This is a genomic window from Sphingomonas sp. FG14, from assembly GCF_057809675.1.
On sequence record NZ_JBMDKK010000001.1, the window covers coordinates 1,339,265 to 1,364,569 of the forward strand.

Below are 25,305 nucleotides of genomic sequence, written 5' to 3' on the forward strand. Positions count from 1 at the left end.
CCACCCTTTACCTCAACGACGTCACGGCGCCCATGCCCGCACCAATGGCAATATGCTCGAAAAATCATCGGTCCAGCCCGAGAATCCCGGTTTTGCCTTCAGCGGCCGCCAGGTGCCGGACGGATCCTCGCCTCCCCCCCTCGTCAAACGCTCGATCTGGCCTGCATCAGGCGACAGCGCGATCCAGACCGAACTGGCGCCCTGTGGGACCGGATGCGGGTCTCGGCTGATGAAATAGGGCAATATCGCGCCATGCCACCCGCCTTCGCGGGCCGCCGCCGCGATCACCGGTTCGAGATCGAGATAGCGGTTTGAGATATGGACCAGCAACAAGCCGCGCGGAGAAAGCGTCCGCCGATAAATGCCGAACGCCTCACGCGTCAGCAGGTGCATCGGCACAGCGTCCGACGAAAATGCGTCAAGAGCCAGGAAATCGAGGCTTGCGGGTGCTTCGGACTGCAAGGTCAGCCGTGCGTCGCCGATCGCGATCGGTGCGTCGGGCGCGCAGCGGGACAGGAAGCTGAACTGGCCGGTGTCACGCGCAATCCGGACCACGGCAGGATCGATCTCGTAGAAGCGCCAGGATTGCCCGGGGCGGGCGTAACAGGCCAGCGTTCCCGCGCCCAATCCGACAATGCCGATCCGGGGATGTGGCCCGACGAGATCGGGCAAGGCCGTCAAGGCACGCCCCACCCCCGCCCGGCGGATATAGTAGCTTGTCGGCTCGGCCTCCTCTCCGGGCGTCAAGCGCTGCGTACCATGGACCGTGGTGCCATGAACCAGCCGCCGGACATGCTCGCGATCATCGGTCGTCACCGTGTAGATGCCGAAATAGCTGCGCGTGCGCGCATCCTTGGCGAGCGATACCGCCAGCGATTCCCAGCCGCCGAATATCATCAGCAGGCCGGCGACCGATGCCGCGAAAGGAATCGCCCGACCGACGCTCACGATGCCAAGCGCCAGCACCACCGCGCCCGCGATCGCCTTTCCACCCGAAGCGCTCATGACCAGCGCGAGCATGACCAGCAGCACGACCGCGAGCGAGAGGATCCGTGCCCGCTGTCCGGTGCCCCATGCCCGTTCTATCGCGGCGAGCCAGTAATGATGCGGCACCAGCAGCGCCGCCGCGACGATCAGGAGCGGATGCTCATAGGTCCAATCGAACGTGACGGGCGCCAGCAAGGCCGCGAACAGACCACCGATCACGCCACCGATCGACATTGCCAGGTAAAAGCCCGTCAAACGATCGGGCTCCGGCCGCAACCGGTACATGCGAGTGTGGAGAGCGACCGCCACGACGAACAGCAACAACAGGCTGAGGGCCGCGCGCAACCAGGGCTGATCCTGATCGTCGAGCAGCGCGAAACCGCCAAGCACAAGGATGAGCAGCGGTGCTACACGGGTTATCGCATCGGCGATCGTGCGTTGCGCGGCAAAGGCGGCGCTGAAACTCAACAGGTAGAGCGCGAGCGGAATCACCCAGAGCAGGGGCATGGCGACGATATCAGTCGTCAGGTGCGTGGTCGTCGACAACATCAGCGCCGACGGGATCGCCGCGAGGATGATCCAGTGAAGCTGGCGGGAAAGCGCCGGCCGCTCGCTGCTTTTCACCTCGGTATCGGCAACGTTTGCCCGGCCCCTTGGCAGGGTGAGCGCGCAGATGATGACGAGCAGCGCGAGCAGCGCATAACCACCGGTCCACAAGCCGCTCTGCCCAGCAATCGACATTCGGGGTTCGACGACGAGCGGGTAGCCGATCAGGCCCACAAAGCTGCCCAGGTTGGACGCGGCATAAAGCGCATAGGGATCGCGGCCGCCGCTGGCGATGCCGTACCAGCGCTGCATCAGGGGCGCCTGTGCGGCCACCGCGAAGAAGAGCGGTCCGATCGACAGGATCAGCAGCCACGGGACCCAGACCACCGGCTCGGCGTCGGGCGGCGGATTGCTGGCGACCAGCCCGATGGGCAACCATAGCGCGGCAACCGCGAAGACCACGAGGTGTATCAATGCCTGTCGCGAAGGCGCGAGCCGGCCGATCGCATGTGCATAGGCATAGCCAGCCAGCAGAAGCGCCTGATAAACCAGCATGGCGCTGTTCCAGACGGCCGGCGCGCCGCCCAACCGCGGCAGAGCCATGCGCGCGACCATGGGCTGGACTAGGAATAGCAGGAACGATCCGGTGAGGATCGTGATGACGAACAGCGGTCCTCGCCCGATCCGGCTCATGCCCGGCTGCCCAACGATCGTCGCCATGTTTGCATTTCCCCCACCATCATCCGATCAGCTAGGGGAGACATGGTTAAAGCCGCGTTTACGCGAGCAATCTCGCCGCATGCGCGGCATGATAGGTCAATACGCCTGAACATCCGGCGCGCTTGAAGGCCATGAGCGTTTCGATCACCAGGGCATCACGATCACCGGCCCCCGCCGCCGCAGACGCCTCGATCATCGCATATTCGCCCGAAACCTGATAAGCGAATACAGGAACTTCGAACCGCTCCTTCACTCGTCGTATGATATCGAGATAGGGCAGCCCGGGCTTCACCATCACGCTGTCTGCCCCCTCGGCGAGATCGGCGGCAACCTCGCGCAGCGCCTCCTCCGAATTGGCATGGTCCATTTGATAGGTCTTCTTGTCGCCCTTCAGCAGGCCGCGCGAACCGACCGCGTCGCGGAACGGGCCATAGAACGCGCTCGCATATTTCGCCGAATAAGCCATGATCTGCGCGTTGACGAAGCCTTCGCCCTCCAGCGCCGCACGGATCGCGCCGACGCGACCGTCCATCATGTCCGAAGGCGCGATGATATCGGCGCCCGCGCGCGCCTGATTGAGCGCCTGACCGACAAGCACTTCCGAGGTCGCGTCGTTGATCACATAGCCTGCCACGTCGAGCAGTCCGTCATGGCCATGCGCTGTATAAGGATCGAGCGCGACGTCGGTCAGCACGCCGACTTCAGGCACCGCATTCTTGAGCGCGCGGATCGCCTGGCACATCAGATTGTCCGGATTGAGCGCCTCCGCCCCGTCATCGGTCCGCCGCTCATGCGGCGTATTGGGGAACAACGCGATGCAGGGAACGCCCAGATCGCGCGCCTCCCGGCCGCGCGCGACGATATTGTCGACCGACCAGCGCGAAACGCCGGGCAGGCTCGCCACTGGTTCCTCAATGCCCTGCCCCTCGCAGATGAACAGCGGCCAGATCAGGTCGGCGGGGGTCAACACGGTTTCCGCATGGAGCGACCGGCTCCACGGCGCGGAACGGGTGCGGCGAAGGCGAAGGGCAGGAAAAGCGGCGGTCATGGCCGCTGCTTTCAACCTTTGCCGCCGTCGCCGCAACCCCTTTCCCCCGTAGCCTGCGCGATCATCGGAAAGATTCGCTTGCGCCACGGCATGCGCCCGTGCGTTGTACCGCCATGCGAACCGTCCGCTCCGCCGCGCTGATCGTCAACGCCCAGTCGCGGAAAGGGCGCAAGCTGTTCCGCAAGGCCAAGGCCGCGACGGCCGACCTGCCCTTCCCCGTCAAGGCGCATGAGGTGCGCAAGCCCAGCCTGCTGGAGGCGACGGTGCGGCGCGCCCTGGCCGACAAGCCCGATCTGGTGATCCTGGGCGGCGGCGACGGCACGATCAGCGGGCTTGTCGACCTGCTCGTCGGCGAGGATGTCGCACTGGGCGTGCTGCCGCTGGGCACCGCCAACAGCTTCGCGCGAACCCTGGGTATTCCGCTCGACCTGCAGGGTGCGATGGACGTGATCGGCGCCGGCCATTTCCGCCGCATCGACCTGGGCATGGTCGATGGCGATTATTTCGCCAATTGCGCGGCGATCGGCATCTCTCCTCTAATCGCCGAAACGGTGCCGCATGGATTGAAGGGGGCGCTGGGGAGAGTCGGCTATCTCATCTGGGCGACCTGGAAATTCTTCCGCTTCAAGCCCTTCACGCTGATCGTCGAGCAGGATGGCCATGAGAAGCGGCTGAAAGTGGTCGAAGTTCGCATTTCCAACGGCGCTTTCCATGGCGGCACAGAACTGGTCGACGAGGCCGAGCCGGACAGCGGCGAGATCGTTGTCCAGGCCGTGACCGGTCATGTGAAACGCCGGCTGGTCTGGAACTGGTTCACCAGCTTTTTCCGCCTCGATGCGCGCAAGGAAACCGTGGAGAGCTTCGTGGGTCGAGAAATCAAGGTCAGCACCGAACCGCCGCTCGCCATCTCGATCGACGGCGAAGTGCTCGCCAAGACCCCGGTGATGGCGCGGGTGGCCGCAGGGATCATCGAAGTCGCGGCTCCGCAGGGACGATAAGCTCATCGACAACGCGCGATCGAACCTGTCGATCTTGCTTCGGAGATTGTCGACTTAACACTCCGGCAACCGCTCGACGGCGATAAGGCCGCCGTGGGGGGAGAAACAATGTCCAGCATCCGGAATCACGTTGGCGCGACCATCGCTTGCTCACTTGCCGTTGGCATGTGCACGATGCTTGCGGCCCAGCTCGATGCACGCGCGGGCGGCGAAACGCCATGGTCGCTCGATCAGGTCGCCCTGACCGTGCTCCCGGTGGCGGCGCTCTATGGCGGATTGTTCTGGCTTGGGCATCGCGAACTTCGCAAGCGCGGTCATCTGGCCGCCACGGCCTATGCGATGCTCGGCGCAGTATCCGCGATCCTCCCCTTTGTCCTGGGAACCGGCCCCGGATTTTTTCGTGACGCGGCAACAGACGGAAGTCTGACGGCCGCACTCATCGCACCTTTGATCATCGGATCGATCCTCGGCACCCTTTATCGCCGATACGCCGGTTTCGAAACGGCGGATGAAGATCCCGACGCACTCGCAATGGCGGTATCGGCGGATCCATCGGCGGCTGGCGGATTGATCACCACGGCAACCGCCGAATATTATGACGGTCCCTTGCAGGTTCGGCTGACGCTGCCCGCGATGCTGGCCGGCGCCATCGCCGGCGCGGCATTCCACGCAATGTGCGGGGCACTGATATTCTACAATGCCCCCGCAGACATGCTGGGTCCATTCCTGCGAAGGCCCGCTTTCGTTTTCGTTGCCGGCACCATCGCTCTCAGCATACCCTATTTCGCGTTCGTGGTACTGGCCGCCACCTTCCTGCGCGCGCGAAACAAGCAGAAGATGAGCTCCCATATTTCGATCGGGTTCCTAACCCCGATACTCATCGGCATCGCTTTTGGCGTGGTCGGCATGGGGCCGGCAGGCCTCCTCGTGAGCGCGGCGTTCATCGTCCCGTCGGCAATCGCGATGGGTGTGTTTCGCAAGGTCGCCGGACTGGAGCCGGTCAGCCTGCCCGACGACATCGAGGTGACTGACCGGACCGCGCTGGTGCCCGCCGACCATGTTCGTCGACGGGTCGTCAGGGTCATCGACGTTTCACGGTGACCCTGCACCCAAGCGTCACTTCTTCCCCGCGATCCATGCCTCGACATTGTTGCGCAGCAGCGCCAGCGGCACGACGCCATCGCCCAGCACGACGGCGTTGAATTCCTTGATGTCGAAGCGCTTGCCCAACGCCTTTCGGGCCTGCTCGCGCAGCGCCACGATTTCCAGGCCGCCTGAATCATAGGCGGTGAGCTGCCCCGGCAGTGAGGCGATGCGATCGATCATCCCCTTCGCCACCTCGGGCGGGAAACGGCCAGTTTCTGTCAGATAGGCGACGATGCGTTCCCGGCTCCACTTGCCGATATGCAGGCCGGGATCGGCGACCATGCCGCGCGCGGGCCATGCCCGGCGGGAGATCTTCATCTGCGGCGTATCGAGCAACCCGATCTCCTCGGACAGGCGCTCCGAATAGCGCGCCCAGCCCTCGATATAGGCGGAGTTGAAACCGATCTTCGAAAGCTTGCTGTTGGGCTGGCCCGCAGCATAGGCGAATTGCAGGTGATGTCCCGGATAGCCTTCGTGCACTGCGGTGATCGCCATGTCGGCGCGACGGGCATCCTCGACCTTGCCGACCTGCAGCATGTAGAGCGCGGGCTTCGACGGATCGGCGGCGGGCGTATAGTTGGAACTGACGCCTGCCGCCTCCATCGCATCCGTCATCGGCCGCACTTCCAGCGGCTGTTGTGGCACATGGTCGATGATCGCCGCCACCGCGGTGCGTGCGCGCTCCACGACATCGCGATTATAGGCGACGATTTCGTCCTTCGATGTGAAGCGCTCTTCCGGATCCGCCTTCACCCGCGCGACGATCTGCGAGAAATCATCGATGCCGTAGAGCTTCTTGCCGATGGCGCGTACGTCGGCAACATTCGCGGCGACAGTGCGTTCGCCAAGCGCCGCCACATCCTCGCCGGACCGGTCGAGGGTGGTATAGGATCGCAGCATCGCATTGTAGCAGGCCCGGCCATCGGGGAGATCGAGCACCGACAGGCTTTCGCGCGCGGCGGGGATGTAGGTATCGCGCAGGAAGTCGCGATAACCACGGATCGCCGGTGTGATCCTGTCGCGGACCAGCGCCGCGAACGCCGCCTTGAACGCTGCATCGTCAGCGGCCTTGGCAGGTGCGAAGAACGGCGATTGCTCGGGCGTCTCGGAGATTAGCCCCTCAACCTGCGCCAGCGCGCGCACCGCCACCGAACGCGGCACGACATAGCCCTTGGCGATCCCCTGTTTCAGATTGGCGATATCCGCCGCGATAAATTCGGGCACGCCTCCCCAGCGCGCGAGCGCATCCGCACGATCCTTGGCCGTCGCGACAGGCTGGCGTTCGGCCAGATTCGGAAAATTGCCGGGCCAGCCATCCATATGGGAGACCGTCCAGAGCTCGCTATGGCAGACGCGCAGGCCGCGCTCGGCCTCCAGCATCTCGCGCGCAATCGCATAGTCGCGCACCATCGCCCGATCGGTCAGCGTCTTCCGGTCCAGCGCGTCGAGACGGGCGAGCAGCGCGTCGACCTCGGCATTGTTGCGCGCGATGGCCGCTGGGCTGATGTCGTTCAATATGTCGTTCCGGCCGCCACCAATGTCCGTGTAAAGCGGCAGGAAGGGATTGGCGGCCAGCCGGTTGGCGACGATGTCGTCGGCGATCTTGGCCATGGTATCGCCGGAGGTTCCCTGCGCGATCGCCGGCAGCGACACCGCTGCATACAGCACCACACCCGCCCGCATCATCTTCGACCAGCAACGCATCACGCGACCTCCCCGTTATCTTCGTAACGTCGGCGGATTAGCGAAACTGGTAATATATGAAAAGCTGGCTCAGTTCAGGAATTGAGATTCCCCGCCGGAAAACAGAATGGGCGCATCGCCGGCCTGCCATGGCCGCAGGCGGATCATCGCCGCCACGAACAATGGGTCGGCAAGCTGGCGCTCCAGCCAGGCCTGTACGCACGGCAGCGGCTGCGCATCGAACCATGCACGATCGGTCTGCGCGAACTGCCGGACAAAGGGCATGATGGCAGCGTCGGCCAGCCCGCGCACGTTACCGCAAAGCCAGGCGCATGAAGCCAGCCGAGCTTCCAGCACCCGGAGCAGTTCCAGCCCCAAGTCGCGATGCGCCGCCGGATCGGAGGCGTGGCGATCGGGATATTTGTATCGATCGAGGTGATGCTTGAAGGGGCCGTCATTGGCCGCGATCAATGCCTCGTCCCCTCGGTCACCCCAATGCTCCGGATCGTTGCAGCCAAGCGACCAGCGCATGATATCCAGGCTCTCGTCGATCACCTGACCATCCGGCAGCACGAGAACGGGAACCGTGGCCTTGGGCGATGCCGCAATCATCTCCGCCGGCTTGGCCGCCAGCTTCACTTCGCGGATCTCGCAGATGGTGCCGCTGACCAGCAGGGCCAGGCGCGCCCGCATGGCATAGGGACAACGGCGGAAACTGTAGAGGATCGGCCTAGTCGTCATCGGATGGTGGCGGCTGCGCGCCGATATGCGCCTGCCCTCTCGCCTCCGCCAAACGCTCCTGGCGGTGCCGCTCGGCATAGCCGGCACGCTGTTCCTGGCTACGCTCGTCGTGGCAGGCAGGGCAGCTCACGCCCTCGACATAAAGCGGCGAAGCGAGATCAGCCGCCCCGACGGGCCGGCGGCAGCCGTGGCAGAGTGCATAGCTGCCCGGCGCAAGCCCGTGGCCGACCGATACGCGCTGATCGAACACGAAGCATTCGCCCTGCCACAGGCTCTGCTCTGCCGGCACAGTCTCCAGATATTTCAGTATGCCACCCTGCAAATGATAGACATCGTCGACGCCCTCCGCCTTCAGGAACGCGGTCGATTTCTCGCAGCGTATCCCCCCGGTGCAGAACATCGCGACCCTGGGTGGCGTACCCGCGCCCAACAATCGTTCGCGCTCGGCGCGAAACCAGGCGGGAAAATCCCGGAAGCTCGGCGTCTTCGGATCGATCGCGCCCGCGAAGCTGCCGACCGCCACTTCATAATCGTTGCGCGTGTCGATGACGATCGTGCCCGGATCGGAGATCAGCGCGTTCCAATCCTCCGGCGCGACATAGCGGCCGACACTGGCAAGCGGATCGATATCGGGCTGCCCCATCGTCACGATCTCACGCTTCAGACGCACTTTCATGCGGTGAAACGGCATGGACGCCGCGCGCGAGAATTTGACGTCGAGATCGGCGCACCCCGGCAGGGCGCGGATCGCCGCCAGCACATGCCCGATCGCTTCGTCCGATCCCGCGATCGTACCATTGATGCCTTCGCGGGCGATCAGCAAAGTCCCCCTGATCGCATGCACGCGGCACGCTTCGGCCAGACCGGCACGGATCGCCCCGCAATCGTCGAAACGCGTAAACCTGTAGAGCGCCGCGACGCGAATGGGGAGATCTTCGGTCATGCAGGTCTCAAGCCGTGGGCGTCAGGCGCCCGGCCGGCTCGGCCTCGGCATTGATCGCCTCGCGGCATTCCTCCGAATCGGGCGGCACCATCAGGGTCGTCCTGCGCCAACTGTTCGAGCGATAGAAGGCGACAGCGAGCAGGACGGTGACGAGCGAGCCGACCGGGAAGCTGAGCCAGAGCGCATCCGGCCCCAGCGTATCGCGCATCAGCAGGATGAATCCCAGGCGCACGGGATAGAGCGCGATGATCAGCGTGATCAGCGGGCCATAGACCGCGCCGTTCGCGCGCATCACGCCGAACAGGATCAGCGTGACCCCGAACAGGATGAAGCTCCAGCCCGCCATCAAATGGATATGCGCCGCCAGCGGAATCGCTGGACTGTCGCCGCCCACGAACAATGCGAGGGCGTAGCGATCGAACAGCACCAGAACCAGAACCAGCGCGCCCGTCATCGCGAGATTTGCGATGACGCCGGATCGGGTGATCTGCGCGATCCGGTCCCAGCGTCCAGCCCCGATATTCTGTGCAGCCATCGCGCTCACCGCCGCGCCGATCGCCATCGCCGGCATCTGTACATAGGTCCAGAGCTGCTGGATCACGCCGAAGGCGGCGGCGTAGAGCAGCCCTTCGCGATTGACGAGCCCGGTCATGGCGAGGCCCGCCGTCGACATCACGATCATCTGCAGCCCCATCGGAAAACCTTTGCCCAGGATCATCCTGAGCAAGGCTGGGTCAGGCTTCAGATAGGCCAGTTCGGGGCCACGCAGCCTGATCGGCAGATCCTTCGCATAGATATAGATGAGCATCGCAATCGCGCTGACATAGCCGGCGATCACGTTGGACAGCGCTGATCCGGCGATACCGAGTTCGGGAAATGGGCCGACGCCCAGGATCAGCAGCGGATTGAGGATCATGTCGAGCAATACGCTCAGCACCATGAACCACAGCGGCGTCATCGAATCGCCCGCGCCACGCAGGCCCATCATCAGCAACACCGTCAGGAAGGATGCGGGCATGACCAGGAAGATGATACGCAGATAGGCGAGCGCCATCACCTCCGCCTCGGGCGGGGTCGCGAGCAGATGCAGGATCTGGGGCGAGAAGATCCAGCCGGCCAGCGCGATCACGATCGCCAGCACAACGAACATGCCCAGCGCGCTGCCGATCGCACGGCGCGCGGCATCGACGTCGCGACGGCCAAACGCCTGACCGACCAGGATCGTCGCCGCCATGCCGAAACCGAAGACCAGCGCGAACATCAGGAACATGATGATATTGGCGTTGGCGGTCGCCGCGATCGCATTCTCGCCCAGGAAACGTCCCACCCAGATCGCATTGACCGATCCGTTGAGCGACTGGAGGATGTTCGATCCCAGCGTCGGGAGCGCGAAGATCAGCAGCGTGCGTGTGATCGGCCCTTGGGTGAGATCGCGGATGCCGGTCTTGTTTTCCGTCTTGGCCATCCGGCTTCTCCCTGCCCCTCGTCCCACCCACCCGTCATTCCAGCGAAAACGGAATCTCCATGGCACGGTGCACTGGATTCGGGATTTCGCCGGAATGACGGACGAGCAGGACCGGTCAGCTCCCTAAAGGGCTTTCCCGCCGGATGGAATGACCAGTTAGCCCAATCGCGCCAGCGCCGCCTGCAGCCGCTCCGCCTCCGCAGCCTTTTCGGCATGGTCGGCACGCGCCTTCTCCACCGCCTCGGGTTTCGCGCGTTCGACGAAGCTGGGATTGGACAGGCGCCCGGCCAGCGAGTCGCGCTCCTGCGCTGCCGCCTCGATCGCCTTGGCGATGCGCGCCCGTTCCGCGTCGAGATCGATCGCGCCGGCGAGCGGCAGCATATAGGTCGCCTCATCCACCACGATCTGGATCGCGCCGCCTTCGGGCGCCGGATCGTGGCTGATGCCGGACACGCGCGCCAGCCGGCCGAGCGCAGCCGATTGCCCCGCCAGCCTTTCGGTTGTGGCGGCACCCGCCTCGCGGACATGAAGCGGCAGCCGCGCGCCGGGCGGCACGTTGAGCTCCGACCGCGCGGCGCGAACCTCCGACACCAGACGGATCAGCCAGTCGATCTCCTGGGCGGCACCTGCATCGAGCGCATGGGCATCGGCCAATGGCCATTTCGCGACGATGATATCGTATTGGCGCTCACCCATGGCGTGCCACAGCTCTTCGGTGATGAAGGGCATGAAGGGATGGAGCATGACGAGGATCTGATCGATCACCCAACCGGCGACCGACTTGGTCTCGTCGTCGATCTGGCCCCGTTCGTCACCGACCGAAACAGGCTTGATCAGTTCCAGATACCAGTCGCAGAAGCGGCTCCAGGTGAACTGATAGATCGCGTTCGCTGCCTCGTCGAAGCGGAAATCGGCAAAGGCGAGATCAAGCTTCTGCACGGTTTCGATGGTCTCGGCGATGATCCAGCGATTGACCGGCAGCAACGCGTCCGGCGCACGCAACGTGGTCGACGCGCCGATGCCGTTGGACTGGGCGAAGCGCGTCGCGTTCCACAATTTGGTCGCGAAATTGCGATATCCCTCGACGCGCTTCTCATCCAGCTTGATGTCGCGGCCCTGGCTTTCCATCGCGGTAAGCGTGAAGCGCAGCGCGTCGGCGCCATAGCGATCGACCAGGCCGAGCGGATCGACGGTATTGCCCTTGGACTTGGACATTTTCGAGCCATCGGCGGCGCGGACCAGGCCGTGGAGATACAAGGTCTTCCACGGCGCTTCCTTGAGGAAATGCAGCCCCTGCATCGCCATGCGCGCGTCCCAGAAAAACAGGATGTCGAAGCCTGAAATCAACACGTCATTGGGATAATGACGCTTGAGCAGTTCGGTCTGTTCCGGCCAGCCCAGCGTGCCGAACGGCCAGAGCGCGGAAGAGAACCAGGTATCGAGCACGTCGCTGTCGCGCGTGAGCGTGACGCCCTCGCCCGCCAGCGCCTGCGCCGTCGCCTCATCCTCGGCGACATAGCATTTGCCGTCATCGCCATACCAGGCCGGGATCTGGTGCCCCCACCAGAGCTGGCGGCTGACGCACCAGGGCTGGATATTCTCAAGCCAGTTGAACCAGGTCTTTTCCCAGCTCTTGGGCACGACGCGGATATCGCCATTGCGCACCGCCGCGATCGCGGGCTGGGCCAGCGTCTCGGCATCGACATACCATTGGTCCGTCAGCCAGGGTTCGATCACCACGCCCGAACGGTCGCCATAGGGCGTCTGGATCGTGCGATCCTCCACTTTTTCCAGCAAGCCGGCGGCATCGATCGCGGCGACGACCTGCTTGCGCGCCTCGAACCGGTCGAGCCCGATCAGTTCGGCCGGCACCAGCCCGTCGGCGGTCTGCATGACCCTGGCTTCGGCATCGAGCATGTTGAGCATGTCCGCAGGCTTGATGCCCGCGCGCCGCCCAACCTCGAAATCGTTGAAGTCATGACCCGGTGTGACCTTGACCGCGCCCGAGCCCAGTTCAGGATCGGCATGTTCGTCGGCGACGATCGGAATCAACCGACCGGTGATCGGCAAGCGGACATTCTTGCCTATCAGCGCGTTGTAGCGATCATCCTCTGGATTCACCGCCACAGCCATGTCGGCCAGCATGGTTTCAGGTCGCGTCGTCGCGACCGAGATGAAACCACTGCCATCCGCAAGCGGATAACGCAGATGCCAGAACTTGCCGGCGACCTCCTTCGTCTCGACCTCGAGATCCGAGATCGCGGTCTTGAAACCCGGATCCCAGTTCACCAGGCGCTTGTCGCGGTAGAGCAGGCCCTGATTGTAGAGATCGACGAACACCTTGATGACCGCACGGCTGAAATGCGGATCCATGGTGAACTGCTCGCGGCTCCAGTCCATGGAGCAGCCGAGCCGGCGAAGCTGGCGGGTGATCTGTCCGCCCGACTGCGCCTTCCATTCCCAGACATGTTCGACGAACGCTTCGCGGCTCATGTCGGTGCGCTTCACGCCCTGTGAGTTCAGGTTGCGCTCAACCACCATCTGCGTGGCGATACCGGCATGGTCGGTGCCGACTACCCACAGAGCATCCTTGCCCTGAAGGCGCGCATGGCGAACCAAGACATCCTGCAATGTGTTGTCCAGCGCATGGCCGATATGCAGGCTGCCCGTCACGTTGGGCGGCGGATTGACGATGGTGAAGGGTACGGCATCAGGCCGCGCCGGGCGGAACAGCCCGCCCTTTTCCCAATGGTCGTACCACCGCGCCTCGATGGCGGCCGGATCGAAGGTCTTTGCGAGTTCGGTCATGATGCGCGGGCCTTAGAGCGATTTAGAGTTCGATGAAATCATCGAACGACTCGAAAATCGCGGCAAAACAAAAAATCCGGGCCAAGCGCACCAGATTCCAACTGCTCATTGTGATTTTGGGTGCGGTGCATATCGGAATGCCGCGTCGCTCTCCCCCATGGGGCGGTCAGCGCGGCGTCACGCTTCCGTCCCCCTTGGTCCACTGATCGAGCCAGGCGAACACCTCATGATACCATTGCATGGAGTTGCGAGGCTTGAGCACCCAGTGATTCTCGTCCGGGAAATGCAGCAGGCGCGACGGCACGCCACGGCGCTGGAGCGCGGTGAAGGCCGCCAACCCCTGGGTATCGGGAATGCGGAAGTCGTTGGCGCCGTGGATCACCAGCATCGGCGTCTTCCACTTTGAAACATGGTTGACCGGGTTCCATTTCTCGAACTCTTCGGGCTTCTCGTAATAGGGGCCGCCATGCTCCCATTCGTCGAACCAGAGTTCCTCGGTCTCGTACGCCATCGCTCGGGCATCGAAGACGCCATCATGCTGGACCAGGCATTTGAACCGGTCGGGCCACTGGCCGGCGATCCAGTTCATCATATAGCCGCCATAGGATCCGCCGAGCGCGCAGGCATTGGTGATGTCGATCCCGGCATCCTTCGCGCCCGCCGCGACGATGCCGAGCTTCAGATCCTCAAGCGGCTTGCCGCCCCAATCGCGGTTGATACTGTCAGTGAAAGCCTGGCCGTAACCCGTTGATCCATGGAAATCGATGGTGACGGCAGCATAGCCCGGCGCCGAGAACAGCCGGGGGTTCCAGCGATAGGACCAGCCATTTCCGAAACTGCCCTGCGGCCCACCATGAACGAGCAAAGCCACCGGCAGCTTGCCGACCGCGCCCTGCGGCTTGACGATCTGGCCCCAGACCGTGTCGCCGCCGGCGCCGGCAAAGCTGAAGCGTTCGATGCTGACCGGATCGATCTGCGCCAGCTTTCCGGCATTGACGCGAGTGAGTTGGGTGAGCTTGCCCGCCTTGTTCATCCGATAGAGATCATCGGGCGCCTGGAGCGAATTGATCGTCAGGATCGCCCCGCCATCGGCCAGTGGCATGATGTTGCCGGCGGTGCCGGCCTGGGTGAGCCGCGTCACCTTGCCCGTCGCGACATCGATGCGGAAGGCGGGGTCGTCGAGCACGTCACCCGCCGTCACGATCAGGCTCTTGCCGTCCTTCGCCCAGGCGAGCGAACCGACCGAACGATCCCAGCCCTCGGTCAGCGCGCGGACTTGGCCGGTCGCGAGATTGCGGAGCTGGACGACCTGGCGATCGGCCTCGTAACCCGGCCTCTTCATCGCGACATAGGCGAGCCATTTGCCGTCGGGCGAGACGGCCGGCAACGTATCGGTCGCGTCGTTTGCATCGGTCAGATTGACGGGCGGTGCGCCGCCATCCGAGGGACTCGCGAAAATGTCGAGATTGGTCGAGGTCGCCTCGATCCGCCCGGCTTCGCGCAAGGTGAAATAGATCGTCCGCCCATCGGGTGCCCAGGCGATCTCTTCCCCGCCGCCAAAGGGCTTGGAGGGCGTATCCCCCACCAGTTCACCGACCACCGAAACGCCGGTGCCCACCGCCTTGCCGTTTTCGAGCGGGAAGACATAGAGGCGCGAACGTTCGGTGGGATTCTCCCATTCATCCCAATGGCGGACGAAGAGCTGGTCATAGGTCCGGCCCGTGCCGATCGCGGTGTTCGCCAGCCGGACAGTGGAGCAGGAGAAATCGCGGCAGCCGAGATTGCGCTCTCCCCAGATCGCGATGCGGTCGCCGCTGGGCGCGAGTGCATAGCCCGAGACGTCGGCGGAAATGCTCGTCACCTGCTCGGGGGCGCCGCCGGGCAAGGCGACACGCCAGACCTGCTCGTTTTCGGCGGCGTTGCTCAGATAATAAAGATATTTGCCGTCGGCGGAGAATTTTGGATCATGCTCGTTCTTGTCGGCGGCGGAAGCGATCTTCACGGGCGTGGCGTTCTTCGCCGAAAGATCGAGCAGCCACAGATCCGTGCGGCGCCTGTTGGCGGGCAGATCGGTCTCGCTCAGCGAATAAGCCAGCCATCGGCCGTCGGGCGAAACCGCCGGCGCGCCGATGCGATGCATCGTCGCCAGATCCTCGGCAGTCATGGGGCGGGCAATGGCGGCGCCGGGCGCCTGGGCGATGGCGAGCACGGCAAGGCTCGCGAGCAGCAACGTCTTCATGGGCGCTCAATAGACCCATTTTCCGGGCGCCGCCATGTTTGAGAATGGGTGCGGGAGCCTCCCGGAGCCCCAACGTCCTTTTCGGACGTCACTCCGGCGAAGGCCGGAGTCTTTCAACCAGATCGCGCTTCACTCGTCAGGAGATGCCAGCCTCCGCTGGCATGACGGTAGAAAGTGAATCAATATATCAGAAAACCCAGACAAATACCTGGAAACGATACCGGTTTTACAGGTCCTTGCCGGTGATCCGACGAATTTCCCGTGAAACCATGCGCTCCACCACGGCGGGCAGATTGGCGTCCAGCCATTCGCTGAGCATCGGGCGGAGCATCTCGCGCACCAGCCCTTCCAGCGTGTTCGATCCCGCTTCCGGCTTCACGATCAGTGACGAAAGCGACTCGAGCGATTGCCGGCTGGCCTTGGCCACGCGCTCGGAAACCAGTTCGGGATCTTCCGCGATGTCCTTCATGGGCTCGGGCTCTTCCTCTGCATATGCATCGGCTTCCGCAACGGTCTCCGTCAATTCGAGAACTTCGTCCTCGTCCTCCGGTTCCTCGGAAATCACGGGGGCCGGCGCCGCCTTTCGCCGCGCGGCGGCGCGTGCGCGCGCGGTCGCTGCCGAGGTATCGGCGTCTTCGGCGATGATCCGCTTGATGGAAGATAATATGTCTTCCATCGACGGCTCGTTGGCGATGTCCCCCATCTTCACAGCCTTACTGCTTCGGTAACGGTGTTACTGACGGATTCTGGGCCGGCGTGTCAACGGTGCGCGTCGCGACCGGTTCCGGCTTCGGATCACTGTCCCAATCCCAGATGATATTCCGAACCCGCTTATAATTGGTTACCGGGTCGTAAAGCGGGCCGCCGTCGAGACCGAGATCCCGCGCCTCGGCCTGCCCCATCGCCGCCAGCATGGTGAAACCGGCGACATAGGCATCGCGGCGCGCGGTGACGAGCTGAACCTGCGAATTGAGCAGTTCCTGCTCCGCATTCAGGATATCCAGGATGGTGCGCGTGCCAACGCTATTCTCCGCACGGACACCTTCAAGCGACAACCGGTTCGCCGAAACTGCGGTCTCGGAGCTCTTGATCACCTCATTCGCCGCTTGCCAACTCGCATAGGCTGAGCGCGTTTGCGAAATCACGCCCCGCTCGACTTCGATTTGCCCCTCGATCGCCTGCCCCTCGCGAGCCTGCGCCTGACGGACCTGCGCCGAAGGCCCACCACCCTGATAAATCGGGATCGTGGCCTGAAGACCAAGTGAAGCCGATTTCTGGGTCTGGGCGATCGAGACGCCTGGGATGCTGGTGCCGAAGGTACCAAGATAATTCTGATACTGGCCGTTGGTGATCGCCGACAGGCGTGGCAGCCGCGTCGCATTGGCGACACCGACATCGTAGCGCGCGGCTTCGCGCCGCTGCTGCGCGGCGAGCAGGTCGGGATTGTCCGCCAGCGCGGTCTCGACCGCCGCATCGGGGGACGCAGGCAGATTCGGCAGCGGCGGCGGCGGCGCGAGCGTCCCCGGCGGCGTACCAACGACTTGAATGTAGCGCTCGCGGCTGGCGATCAGTCGCGCCTCGGCGCTCTGGAGCTGGCTGCGCGCGATCGCGAGGCGCGCTTCCGACTGGGCGACGTCGGTACGCGTGAGATCGCCCACCTCGAACCGGTCGTTGGTCGCCTGCAGGTTCACGTCAAGCACGCCGACATTGGCCTGATTGAGCTGGACGATGGCTTCGTCGCGGATAACATCCATATAGGCGGCAACAACCGAGCTGAAAACACTCGACTCGGTACCGCGCAGGACAGAGCGCCCCGCATCGACGCGGCGATCTGCGGCGCGCAGCCCATTGCGCACCGAACCGCCCTGATAGATCGGCACCTCGATCTGCCCCTGCAAGGAGATCGAGCGCTCCGGCGCGTTGAAGGCGTTGGCCGGCTGCAGGACATTCTCGGTATAGTTCGCCTGCGCGTTCGCGTTGGGAAGCGAGCGTGCGCGCTGGATCGGCACATTCTCGTCCTCCGCACGCTGGCGCGCCCGGTCGCCGGTCAAGGTCGGGTTGCTATTGTAGGCGCGGGTCAGCGCCTCACGCAGCGTTTCCGCCGAAGCGGGTGCGCCGCCGAGAGCGAGGCCGAGTCCCGTGATCGCCGCAACGCCCGCAAGGGACCTGAATTTCGTTCTCAGCACACCCGCAACCTTCTTCAGAATACGAACCCCGCCGGCACCGCGAAGCCCGGAAGCGGCACAGCTTCCGAATCCACGAAATCCGCCAGCAACAGCGAATCACCAACCTTCCGGCCAAATGCCAGGCGCGTCACGCCGCGCTCCACCAGAGCGCCGGCCATGCGACCGCCATCAACAAGCTGCGCCTTCAGTACATCGGGGACCTGCTCCACGGCGCCGTCGATCAGGATCACGTCATAAGGCGCATCCTCGGCGGCGCCCTGCGCGAGCGGCCCGCTCACCACCTTGACCCCGGCGAAGTTCGCCAGCGCGCCCATCGCGAAAGCGGCGAGCGTCGCATTCTCCTCAAGCGCGGTCACGTTCAGGCCAAGCTCGGCAAGCACCGCGGCCGCATAGCCGGTGGCGGCACCGACCACGAGCGCACGCTCGCCGGCGCGAGGCGCAAGCGCGGTCAGCAATCGGCCGGTAACCAGCGGTGGATTGATCGAGCGCCCCTCGCCCACCGCGACCGGCGTATCGATATAGGCCAGATCGGTCCGATCCGCGGGCATGAACGCCTCACGCGGAACGGCGCGCATCGCCTCCACCACCTGCGCATCCGACACGGCCGACGTCCTCAACTGATTGGACACCATCGCCGCACGCATCGTTTCGAAATTCGTTTCGCTCATCATCGGCTTCCAGATCGCACAACTGTCTTACATGCGCAATACACCATATTGCGCCAACGCGGCTTCTATCCCCTGGAGTCGGCATCGCCAAGCGAAAGAGCAGCCACCATCCACTAATGATCGAAAGCCGATTGCGCGAGGGGTGATCATCCGCTTTCCCGGCACACCCGGCACTGGACTGTCGCCGCCGTCGAAAATCGCTGAAATCGGGTGTTCGGCCTCGCGAAATCGCGCATTGAGCGATGGCCGGGAGCCGAATGCCTGAAAGGCCTCGGCTCGCCGGCCATCCACGGGCAGCGCTACCCGCCACGGCTTAAGGGACCGTGCGGCGCACATGCCGTGCGCGCGGTTCGCCGCCTGTGCCCATTCGACAAACGACGCTGGGCGTTCGACGAGCGTCTCGAAAGCAAGCGTCAGCGCGCCGAAACGGCGGCCTGCTTCACCACGCGCGCCTCGAACAAGGCGGTCAGCACATCCTCATCCGTGCGCGGATCGATAAGGTCCTTCGGCGCCTTCCCCGTTTCCTGCGCAAGCGCGGCGAGGCGACCGCCATTGGTGAACCAGCCGTCCGGTTCACGTGCCGCGATGGGATCACGATAGGCCTCGTCGATCGTCACGATCTCCCATCCATCGCGCCTCAGCGCGGCGGCGAGATCGTCGACAAACATTGCATTGAGATCGGTTTCATGGAGCAGGATCACCTGCACGGGCTGTCTACCGAGCGCAGAGCGAGCGATATCGTCGTAAAAGTTCGCCGCACCGACCAGCGTCTCGACGTAGAGATCGCGTAGCGCCGCCATATCGATAGGCCGCCCGGCCGCTTTCGCGCGCGTCGTTAGACCGTCCAGATGCCAGTCGTAATTGTCGATGGTGACATAGCCGTTCGAAAGCCCACGTTCGGCGAGCGCCGCACGCACCTCCGCTCGCTTGGCGAGATCGCGGCGGCCCTCGTCCAGAAAGGGATAGCGATACCAGGGGCGCAGGCCGGGCCGTCCCTTCAACCAGGCCGCCGCACGATCGATATCGGCGATATAATCGACCGCCGGCGTCTTGGAGAGCCAGAGATGGCTGTAACTGTGATTGGCGATGACATGCCCGGCACGAACATAGGCAGCGATCCGCGCTTCCCCACCCTTGCCGTCCGGAGCGTTCAGATTGCCCGGTGTCACGAAGAACGCGGCCTGACGGATCCGCGCGCGCTTCAACGCCGCGATGAACTTGCGCGTACGCATATCGGGCGAGAAGAAACCGCCGGCCTTGCGCGGGACGTCGTCGAAGCTGAACGCGATACGCTTTTGCGCCAATACCGGCTGTGGCTGACCGATCAACAACGCGACGATCAGCCCAGCGATGATCCAGGACAGGATGGACCGCATCAGACCGGCACCGCCATGCCGGCCTTCACCCGGTCCATGGCCACGAAGGTACGGAACTTGCGGACATTTTCGTCGGAGAAGAACAAGCGTCGCGTCATGTCCTCATAATCGGCCATGGTCGGCACGGTCACGACGAGCATGAAATCGACTTCGCCGGTCACATAATAGCATTGCTGCACCTCGGGCGCATCGAGGAAGCGGCGCTTGAGCGCGTCGATATCGCCGCTGCGTTCACTCACGAGTTCGACTTCCACGAGGATGGTGAGTGGCCGCCCCAGCGCGGCCGGATCGACGATCGCGACATTGGCGGAAATCACGCCGCTCGATTCCAGTCGCTGGATGCGACGCTGCACCGCCGGTGCCGACAGCCCCACCTGCTCCGCGATCAGTCGCTGCGGCACGCGATTGTCCTTCTGCAATAGCTTGAGAATGGCGAGGTCGAAGGAATCAGGTGTCATGACCACTTTCTGATAGCGGTTTGGGGAACAGCACGATGAGCGAAACTTGCAAATACCGCCCCTAATTTCAGCACACCGCTCGCAGGTTTTGAACTAATCACTCGTCGAACCGTCGCAAGGACAAGGCACGCCGAATGACCGACCCGATACAGGAGACGCTCGCCGCTGACATGGTCGCTTGGCGCCATGCGCTGCACGCACATCCGGAGATGGGTTTCGAGGAACGGCGGACCGCCGCGTTCGTCGCGGAAACACTTCGCGGATTCGGCATCACGGAGGTGGTGGAAAATGTCGGTGGCACCGGTGTGGTAGCCACTTTGCGGGCGGGCGGTAGCAATCGCGCAATCGCGCTCCGCGCGGATATGGACGCATTGAGGATCACCGAGCGCACCGGTCACCCCTATGCGTCTGGCAATCAGGGCATCATGCACGCCTGCGGCCATGACGGGCATAGCGCCATGCTGCTTGGCGCCGCGCGAATGCTGGTCGGCGCAGGCGACTTCGACGGCGTGGTGCGGCTGATCTTCCAGCCTGCCGAAGAATGGGGGCGCGGCGCGCTCGCCATGCTCGACGACGGCCTGCTCGAACGATTCCCCTTCGACGAGATATACGGCCTGCACAACATGCCAGGCATCGCAGCCGGCCGGTTCGAGACGACCGCGGGGCCAGCCATGTCCGCCGAGGACAATTTCGAGATCGTCTTGAACGGCGTGGGCGGCCACGCCTCACGGCCGCAGGCCGGGCGCGAAGTGATGGTCGCAGCCTGCGCCACTGTGCTTGCCCTCCAGACCATCGTCTCCCGCCGATTGAGCCCCACGGATATCGCTGTCGTCTCCGCCACCGAGATCGTGACCGACGGCACCCGCAACGTATTGCCCGGTCAGGCGCGCATCCTGGGTGATGCGCGCAGCTTCCGATCGGAAGTGAGCGAGAAGATCGAGCAGGAAATGCGCCGCATCGTCGAGGGCATCGCAGCCGCGCACGGCTGCACCGCCGAAGTCGGCTATAGCCGTGAATTCGTCGCGCTCATCAACGACCCCACCGCCACCGCCGCCGCAGTCCGCGCCGCCGAAGCCGTGTTCGGCGCGGACAATGTGTCCGGTGCATGCGCGCCCATCACCGCCTCGGAAGATTTCGCGCGTTTCCTGGAGCGCGTACCCGGTTGTTTCGGCTTTATCGGCAATGGCGTGGATTCATTGCCGCTCCACAATGCCGGCTACGATTTCAATGACGCGATCCTGACGAACGGCGCCCGCTGGTTGGCGACCATCGCTCGCCAACGCCTGCCGCTCGCCTGACCCCAACGCCCAATTCCTGCGAAAGTCCTTCCCGATGCTTATCCTGAACAGCCATCCCGATCACGGCGCGGCGCTCGACCCGCGCGACTCCGCCATGCTGGACGGCGCGGCCGCCGCCGAGGTCGCCGATCACCTGAGGCACCGGCCCGACCATCGGCCGACACCGCTTCACAACTTGCTCGCCCTCGCCGCCGAACTCGGCGTCGCTGCGGTCCATATCAAGGACGAGGGGCCCCGGCTTGGGCTCGGCAGCTTCAAGGCGCTGGGCGGCGCCTATGCAGTGATACGACTGGTGCTGGAAGAAGCCAGCCGCGTCTTCGGCCGGCCCGTCGGCTATGAACAAATTGGCTCCGGCCCGGTCCGTGCCGTCGCGGCCAAGTTCACCATCGCCTGTGCAACCGACGGCAATCATGGACGCTCGGTGGCACAGGGCGCGGAATTGATCGGCGCACGCTGCGTGATCTTCGTCCACGAACGGGTCAGTGATGCCCGCGTCGCCGCCATCACCCGCTTCGGCGCGGAGATCGTTCGCGTGCCAGGCACCTACGACGATTCGGTCACCGAGGCGGCACGCGTCGCGGCGGAGCGCGGCTGGATCACCGTTTCCGACACGTCCTGGCCCGGTTACGAACGCGTTCCCGCCCTGGTGATGCAGGGCTACACCGCGCTGGTGCGCGAAGCCATCGAAGTGCTGGCCGCGCCACCCACACATGTCTTCGTCCAGGCGGGTGTCGGCGGCCTCGCCGCCGCGGTCGCGGGCCATTTCGCGCTTGTGCTTGGCGAGGCACGCCCGACCGTGATCGTCGTCGAACCCGAGCGCGCGGCGTGTCTCTACGAAAGCGCGCGCGCCGGCCACCCCGTGAAGATCGCCCATGGCGAGCCCACGGTGATGGCGATGCTCGAATGCTACGACCCTTCACCGCTGGCGTGGCGCGTACTTTCGCGCGTGGCCGATGCGTTCATGACGGTCGGAGAAGAGGATGCCGTGTCGGTGATGAACCGGCTGGCCCGCCCGGCGGGCAACGATCCAGTCATCGTCGCGGGCGAAAGCGGCGGCGCGGGGCTCGCGGGCTTCATCCGCATCGCCGGCGATGCGACGCTTCGCGCGGGGCTGAATCTTGGCCCCGACGCCCGTATCCTCGCGATCAACAGCGAGGGCGCCACCGATCCACAACGCTATCGTGAACTGACCGGCCTGGACGCCCCCGTCCCGGTCGACGCGATCAAGGAATCATGATCTCCGCGACGCTCTTCACACGATCGAGCGCGATCAGGCTGCGGAAGCTTCGCACCACCTCATTGCTGGAGAAGAGGCGCCGGGTGGTCGCTTCATAGGCTGGCATGTCCGGAGAGACGATCACCAGTACAAAACTGATCCCGCCCGTCACATAGTAGCATTGCTGCACTTCGGGCGCGGCGGTGAAGAGTGCCTTCGCGCTGTCCACGGTGTTTGTCCATTCGTTCACAAGCTGCACCTCGACGATCGCGGTGATCGACATCGCCAGCGCTTCGGTATCCACGATCGCGACGTTGCGCGCGATGATGCCGGCATCCTCCATCGCCGCGATACGGCGCTGCACAGCGGCGGCGGAAAGGTTCACCGCCTCCGCTATCGTGCGTTGCGGCGTCTTGTTGTCCCGCTGGACGATGCGCAGGATCGCGCGATCGAAACTGTCGAGTGCGGCTTTCCGCGATGTGCTTGCCCGGGCCATGAGCGGGTTTTTGTTGCATCCGGGCCCTGAATCAAGAGCGCAATACCCGCCGCCCGGGTGATATCTGCGATGGCCCAACAGCAAGGGCCAGGACCATGAACTTGAGTATCGCCAGCACATATGGCGCCAACCGGACGCTTTCGGGCATCGCATGCGGCATCGGCGCGGGCGCATTGTGGGGGTTGGTGTTCCTGGCGCCGGAACTGGCGCGCGACTACGCCCCGCTCGAACTCGCGATCGGGCGATATCTGGCCTATGGCGCGATTTCGGCAATGCTGATCGGACCGCGCTGGAGCGTCCTGGCGGCCGGGCTTTCGCGACGGGACTGGCTGTCGCTCGCCTGGCTCGCACTGGCGGGCAACACGCTTTACTATATCCTGCTGTCGACGGCTGTGCAGACGGGTGGGATCGCGATGACCTCGCTCGTCATCGGCTTCCTGCCCGTTGCCGTCACCATCATCGGCAGTCGCGATCATGGCGCAGTGCCGCTGCACCTGCTCGCGCCGTCGCTCGCGCTATGCGCGGCAGGGGTCCTGTGCATCGGCTGGCAGGCCGTCGCGATGCCCGGCGCGGGCGGGTCGCAACTCACCGGGCTGCTCTGCGCGATCGGCGCGCTTGCATCGTGGACGGCGTTCGCGGTGGGCAACAGCCGATGCCTTGCCCGGCTAGGCCAGGTCTCGGCCCATGACTGGAATCTGCTGACCGGCATCGTGACCGGCGCGCAGGCGATCGCGCTGATCCCGATCGCAGCCGCCCTCGCACCGGCGGGGCATGATACAGCAGCATGGCTGCGTTTCGTGGGACTCTCAATCGGCGTGGCGCTGTTCGCATCAATCCTTGGCAATGCTTTATGGAATCGGATGAGTCGGCTTTTGCCGCTGACGATGGTCGGCCAGATGATCCTGTTCGAAACACTCTTCGCGCTGATCTATGGCTTCATATGGGAAGGCCGCCTGCCCCGGTTTCTGGAGATCGCGGCCTTCGCATTGGTCGTGGCGAGCGTGTTTTCCTGCATCTCCGTCCATCGCCGTCACGGATCGGTGAGCGGCGGCCATTAACGACCGGATAATCCGTTAAAAATTGTCGCGGTCGATCATGCGCCTCTTCGAGATATCGGGAGGCGCGGGTTCGGAAAACTTCCTGGCCACCGCCATCTCCTGTTGCATCGCCACCGTATTGACCAATTCGATCGTGGCGCGGCCGGCGCAATATGAGCCGATGACGGTGGAATCCGAATTCGCCAGACTCTCCCAGAAGCGATGGACGCATTTGCCATCCTTGGCCGGAACGCGCATCGAATCGCCGTACTTTCCCTCCATCGCGGCAATGAGCGCTTCATAGGCGGGTATATCCCTGACGACATAGGTGACGCTGAAGATGTGCCGTCCGCCTGCCTCGATCTCGACCGACAACACGCCGTCCAGGCCGGTCGGCGCCGTCAGTTCGATCTGGCGATACCAGCCCCCACCTGGAGAGTCTTCACGGACGAATTCGCTGCCGCGCTGCTTCAGGGCCTGAACGACCTCGTCGACCGGCGTTGAAATGATATTCTTGCCCGCGACCTCCACCCTGCCCGAAGCACTGCCAGGCCGCTCGATTTGGAAGAAGGCACTTTCGACGATCTTCAAGCCTTCGTCGCTAAGCGAGTTGGAGCCGGCAATATAGTGCAGCGATCCATGGGTCAGCCGCGTGAACACTTTCCGATCGGGCGAAACGACCGTTACCTGGTCAGCTTCGACCAGGCTGACCGGGTTGAAATGGGGTTGATCCGGTGTCTGCAAATGCAGGCACCGCCGGATATCGTGCAGGGAAAGCGCGTCATCCTGAACAACCAGGTTCACATATTCGCCCAGCACGCCTTTCTCCCGAGCGAGCAGGAGTTCGGATGGCGCGTTTTCGGGTCCGCAGATCCATGATTTGACATGCGCGGTCTCGCTCTTTTCCTTCGCGCATCCCAGTTCGTCGATCTGCGCCTCGACCGACTCCAACGTCGATCCCCGGACAGGCCAGATCGCCGCCAATCGGCACGGGTCGACCGCCGCGCACGCCTCTCCCGCAAAAAAGAGGCCAAACGAAACGCAAACCGCCAGACGTGCTGCCGATAGTGACACGATTCCCCCTGAGCAACAGAATCGAAAACCAGACCGCCCGCCGCGCCACCGACATCGAAATAGCCGGTGGGCGGGCGGCAGGTTCGCGATTCCAGGAGGGAGAAGCGAAGCCCGGCAAGCCCGCCTTGTTCCAAATAGCGTGAGTTATGTCCGAAACGGTGCATGTTCTCGC

At 64.1% G+C, this 25,305-nt stretch carries 20 protein-coding genes; 5 read left to right on the plus strand and 15 right to left on the minus strand.

The window, feature by feature from the left end; genetic code table 11:
- Positions 1-21: 21 nt before the first annotated feature.
- Both ACODTA_RS06380 and hemB read right to left on the minus strand, forming a co-directional pair.
- A complete protein-coding gene (locus tag ACODTA_RS06380; protein WP_489064969.1) occupies positions 22-2,253 on the minus strand; it encodes a fused MFS/spermidine synthase in 2,232 nt (743 codons plus the stop codon).
- Positions 2,254-2,311: 58 nt separating this feature from the next.
- Positions 2,312-3,301 (minus strand): porphobilinogen synthase, encoded by a 990-nt coding sequence (hemB, locus tag ACODTA_RS06385; RefSeq protein ID WP_489064970.1) that lies wholly within the window; start codon positions 3,299-3,301, stop codon positions 2,312-2,314.
- A 113-nt stretch (positions 3,302-3,414) separates the two neighbouring features.
- Between hemB and ACODTA_RS06390 the strand changes: the two genes are divergently transcribed.
- Together ACODTA_RS06390 and ACODTA_RS06395 are read left to right on the plus strand one after the other, a co-directional pair.
- Positions 3,415-4,299 (plus strand): diacylglycerol/lipid kinase family protein, encoded by an 885-nt coding sequence (locus tag ACODTA_RS06390; protein ID WP_489064971.1) that lies wholly within the window; start codon positions 3,415-3,417, stop codon positions 4,297-4,299.
- A 165-nt stretch (positions 4,300-4,464) separates the two neighbouring features.
- A complete protein-coding gene (locus ACODTA_RS06395) occupies positions 4,465-5,400 on the plus strand; it encodes a hypothetical protein (protein WP_489064972.1) in 936 nt (311 codons plus the stop codon).
- Positions 5,401-5,415: 15 nt separating this feature from the next.
- Here the strand turns inward: ACODTA_RS06395 and ACODTA_RS06400 are convergent, their stop codons facing one another.
- The 11 genes from ACODTA_RS06400 to ACODTA_RS06450 form a co-directional block, all read right to left on the minus strand.
- Complete coding sequence (locus ACODTA_RS06400; protein ID WP_489064973.1) at positions 5,416-7,149, minus strand: DUF885 domain-containing protein; 1,734 nt, start codon at positions 7,147-7,149, stop codon at positions 5,416-5,418.
- Between the two features lie 69 nt (positions 7,150-7,218).
- Positions 7,219-7,869, minus strand: coding sequence for a glutathione S-transferase (locus tag ACODTA_RS06405; protein WP_489064974.1), 651 nt, complete (start codon positions 7,867-7,869; stop codon positions 7,219-7,221).
- The gene (trhO, locus tag ACODTA_RS06410; protein ID WP_489064975.1) at positions 7,859-8,812 is read right to left on the minus strand and encodes an oxygen-dependent tRNA uridine(34) hydroxylase TrhO; all 954 of its coding nucleotides are present in this window, start codon (positions 8,810-8,812) and stop codon (positions 7,859-7,861) included. Before trhO ends, ACODTA_RS06405 begins: the two co-directional genes overlap by 11 nt.
- 7 nt (positions 8,813-8,819) lie before the next feature.
- Positions 8,820-10,277 carry an MATE family efflux transporter gene (locus tag ACODTA_RS06415; RefSeq protein WP_489064976.1) on the minus strand — a complete coding sequence of 486 codons (1,458 nt, stop codon included), beginning with the start codon at positions 10,275-10,277 and terminating at the stop codon, positions 8,820-8,822.
- Positions 10,278-10,433: 156 nt separating this feature from the next.
- Positions 10,434-13,085 carry a valine--tRNA ligase gene (locus ACODTA_RS06420; protein ID WP_489064977.1) on the minus strand — a complete coding sequence of 884 codons (2,652 nt, stop codon included), beginning with the start codon at positions 13,083-13,085 and terminating at the stop codon, positions 10,434-10,436.
- Positions 13,086-13,251: 166 nt separating this feature from the next.
- The gene (locus ACODTA_RS06425) at positions 13,252-15,324 is read right to left on the minus strand and encodes a S9 family peptidase (RefSeq protein ID WP_489064978.1); all 2,073 of its coding nucleotides are present in this window, start codon (positions 15,322-15,324) and stop codon (positions 13,252-13,254) included.
- A 226-nt stretch (positions 15,325-15,550) separates the two neighbouring features.
- Entirely contained in the window at positions 15,551-16,027 is a 477-nt protein-coding gene (locus ACODTA_RS06430) for a DUF2497 domain-containing protein (protein WP_489064979.1), read from the minus strand.
- A gap of 10 nt (positions 16,028-16,037) precedes the next feature.
- On the minus strand, positions 16,038-17,507 hold the full coding sequence (locus ACODTA_RS06435) for a TolC family outer membrane protein (protein WP_489065398.1): 1,470 nt from the start codon (positions 17,505-17,507) through the stop codon (positions 16,038-16,040).
- Between the two features lie 17 nt (positions 17,508-17,524).
- Complete coding sequence (locus ACODTA_RS06440; RefSeq protein WP_489065399.1) at positions 17,525-18,178, minus strand: protein-L-isoaspartate O-methyltransferase family protein; 654 nt, start codon at positions 18,176-18,178, stop codon at positions 17,525-17,527.
- 413 nt (positions 18,179-18,591) lie between these two features.
- Positions 18,592-19,554, minus strand: a complete 963-nt coding sequence (locus ACODTA_RS06445; protein ID WP_489064980.1) for a polysaccharide deacetylase family protein — start codon at positions 19,552-19,554, stop codon at positions 18,592-18,594.
- Positions 19,554-20,012, minus strand: coding sequence for an Lrp/AsnC family transcriptional regulator (locus ACODTA_RS06450; RefSeq protein ID WP_489064981.1), 459 nt, complete (start codon positions 20,010-20,012; stop codon positions 19,554-19,556). The genes ACODTA_RS06445 and ACODTA_RS06450 overlap by 1 nt, the downstream gene beginning before the upstream one ends.
- Before the next feature lie 134 nt (positions 20,013-20,146).
- Between ACODTA_RS06450 and ACODTA_RS06455 the strand changes: the two genes are divergently transcribed.
- Together ACODTA_RS06455 and ACODTA_RS06460 are read left to right on the plus strand one after the other, a co-directional pair.
- Positions 20,147-21,310 carry a M20 aminoacylase family protein gene (locus ACODTA_RS06455; protein WP_489064982.1) on the plus strand — a complete coding sequence of 388 codons (1,164 nt, stop codon included), beginning with the start codon at positions 20,147-20,149 and terminating at the stop codon, positions 21,308-21,310.
- Between the two features lie 34 nt (positions 21,311-21,344).
- Complete coding sequence (locus ACODTA_RS06460; protein WP_489064984.1) at positions 21,345-22,547, plus strand: diaminopropionate ammonia-lyase; 1,203 nt, start codon at positions 21,345-21,347, stop codon at positions 22,545-22,547.
- On the opposite strand, the gene ACODTA_RS06465 is transcribed toward ACODTA_RS06460, so the two are convergent.
- Positions 22,534-23,022: an Lrp/AsnC family transcriptional regulator gene (locus ACODTA_RS06465; RefSeq protein ID WP_489064985.1), complete on the minus strand. Its 489-nt coding sequence runs from the start codon at positions 23,020-23,022 to the stop codon at positions 22,534-22,536. The two genes, ACODTA_RS06460 and ACODTA_RS06465, sit on opposite strands and share 14 nt — an antisense overlap.
- Positions 23,023-23,117: 95 nt before the next feature.
- On the opposite strand from ACODTA_RS06465, the gene ACODTA_RS06470 reads away from it, so the two are divergent.
- Positions 23,118-24,080 (plus strand): DMT family transporter, encoded by a 963-nt coding sequence (locus ACODTA_RS06470; RefSeq protein ID WP_489064986.1) that lies wholly within the window; start codon positions 23,118-23,120, stop codon positions 24,078-24,080.
- Positions 24,081-24,095: 15 nt separating this feature from the next.
- Here the strand turns inward: ACODTA_RS06470 and ACODTA_RS06475 are convergent, their stop codons facing one another.
- Entirely contained in the window at positions 24,096-25,043 is a 948-nt protein-coding gene (locus ACODTA_RS06475; RefSeq protein ID WP_489064987.1) for a hypothetical protein, read from the minus strand.
- Between the last annotated feature and the right edge of the window lie 262 nt (positions 25,044-25,305).

What these genes read in the sequence shown, in the direction of transcription:
- ACODTA_RS06380 (WP_489064969.1), bottom strand. Translation starts at nt 2,253, where the DNA reads ATGGCGACGATCGTTGGGCAGCCGGGCATGAGCCGGATCGGGCGAGGA.
- hemB (WP_489064970.1), bottom strand. Translation starts at nt 3,301, where the DNA reads ATGACCGCCGCTTTTCCTGCCCTTCGCCTTCGCCGCACCCGTTCCGCG.
- ACODTA_RS06390 (WP_489064971.1), top strand. Translation starts at nt 3,415, where the DNA reads ATGCGAACCGTCCGCTCCGCCGCGCTGATCGTCAACGCCCAGTCGCGG.
- ACODTA_RS06395 (WP_489064972.1), top strand. Translation starts at nt 4,465, where the DNA reads ATGTGCACGATGCTTGCGGCCCAGCTCGATGCACGCGCGGGCGGCGAA.
- ACODTA_RS06400 (WP_489064973.1), bottom strand. Translation starts at nt 7,149, where the DNA reads ATGCGTTGCTGGTCGAAGATGATGCGGGCGGGTGTGGTGCTGTATGCA.
- ACODTA_RS06405 (WP_489064974.1), bottom strand. Translation starts at nt 7,869, where the DNA reads ATGACGACTAGGCCGATCCTCTACAGTTTCCGCCGTTGTCCCTATGCC.
- trhO (WP_489064975.1), bottom strand. Translation starts at nt 8,812, where the DNA reads ATGACCGAAGATCTCCCCATTCGCGTCGCGGCGCTCTACAGGTTTACG.
- ACODTA_RS06415 (WP_489064976.1), bottom strand. Translation starts at nt 10,277, where the DNA reads ATGGCCAAGACGGAAAACAAGACCGGCATCCGCGATCTCACCCAAGGG.
- ACODTA_RS06420 (WP_489064977.1), bottom strand. Translation starts at nt 13,085, where the DNA reads ATGACCGAACTCGCAAAGACCTTCGATCCGGCCGCCATCGAGGCGCGG.
- ACODTA_RS06425 (WP_489064978.1), bottom strand. Translation starts at nt 15,324, where the DNA reads ATGAAGACGTTGCTGCTCGCGAGCCTTGCCGTGCTCGCCATCGCCCAG.
- ACODTA_RS06430 (WP_489064979.1), bottom strand. Translation starts at nt 16,027, where the DNA reads ATGGGGGACATCGCCAACGAGCCGTCGATGGAAGACATATTATCTTCC.
- ACODTA_RS06440 (WP_489065399.1), bottom strand. Translation starts at nt 18,178, where the DNA reads ATGAGCGAAACGAATTTCGAAACGATGCGTGCGGCGATGGTGTCCAAT.
- ACODTA_RS06445 (WP_489064980.1), bottom strand. Translation starts at nt 19,554, where the DNA reads ATGCGGTCCATCCTGTCCTGGATCATCGCTGGGCTGATCGTCGCGTTG.
- ACODTA_RS06450 (WP_489064981.1), bottom strand. Translation starts at nt 20,012, where the DNA reads ATGACACCTGATTCCTTCGACCTCGCCATTCTCAAGCTATTGCAGAAG.
- ACODTA_RS06455 (WP_489064982.1), top strand. Translation starts at nt 20,147, where the DNA reads ATGACCGACCCGATACAGGAGACGCTCGCCGCTGACATGGTCGCTTGG.
- ACODTA_RS06460 (WP_489064984.1), top strand. Translation starts at nt 21,345, where the DNA reads ATGCTTATCCTGAACAGCCATCCCGATCACGGCGCGGCGCTCGACCCG.
- ACODTA_RS06465 (WP_489064985.1), bottom strand. Translation starts at nt 23,022, where the DNA reads ATGGCCCGGGCAAGCACATCGCGGAAAGCCGCACTCGACAGTTTCGAT.
- ACODTA_RS06470 (WP_489064986.1), top strand. Translation starts at nt 23,118, where the DNA reads ATGAACTTGAGTATCGCCAGCACATATGGCGCCAACCGGACGCTTTCG.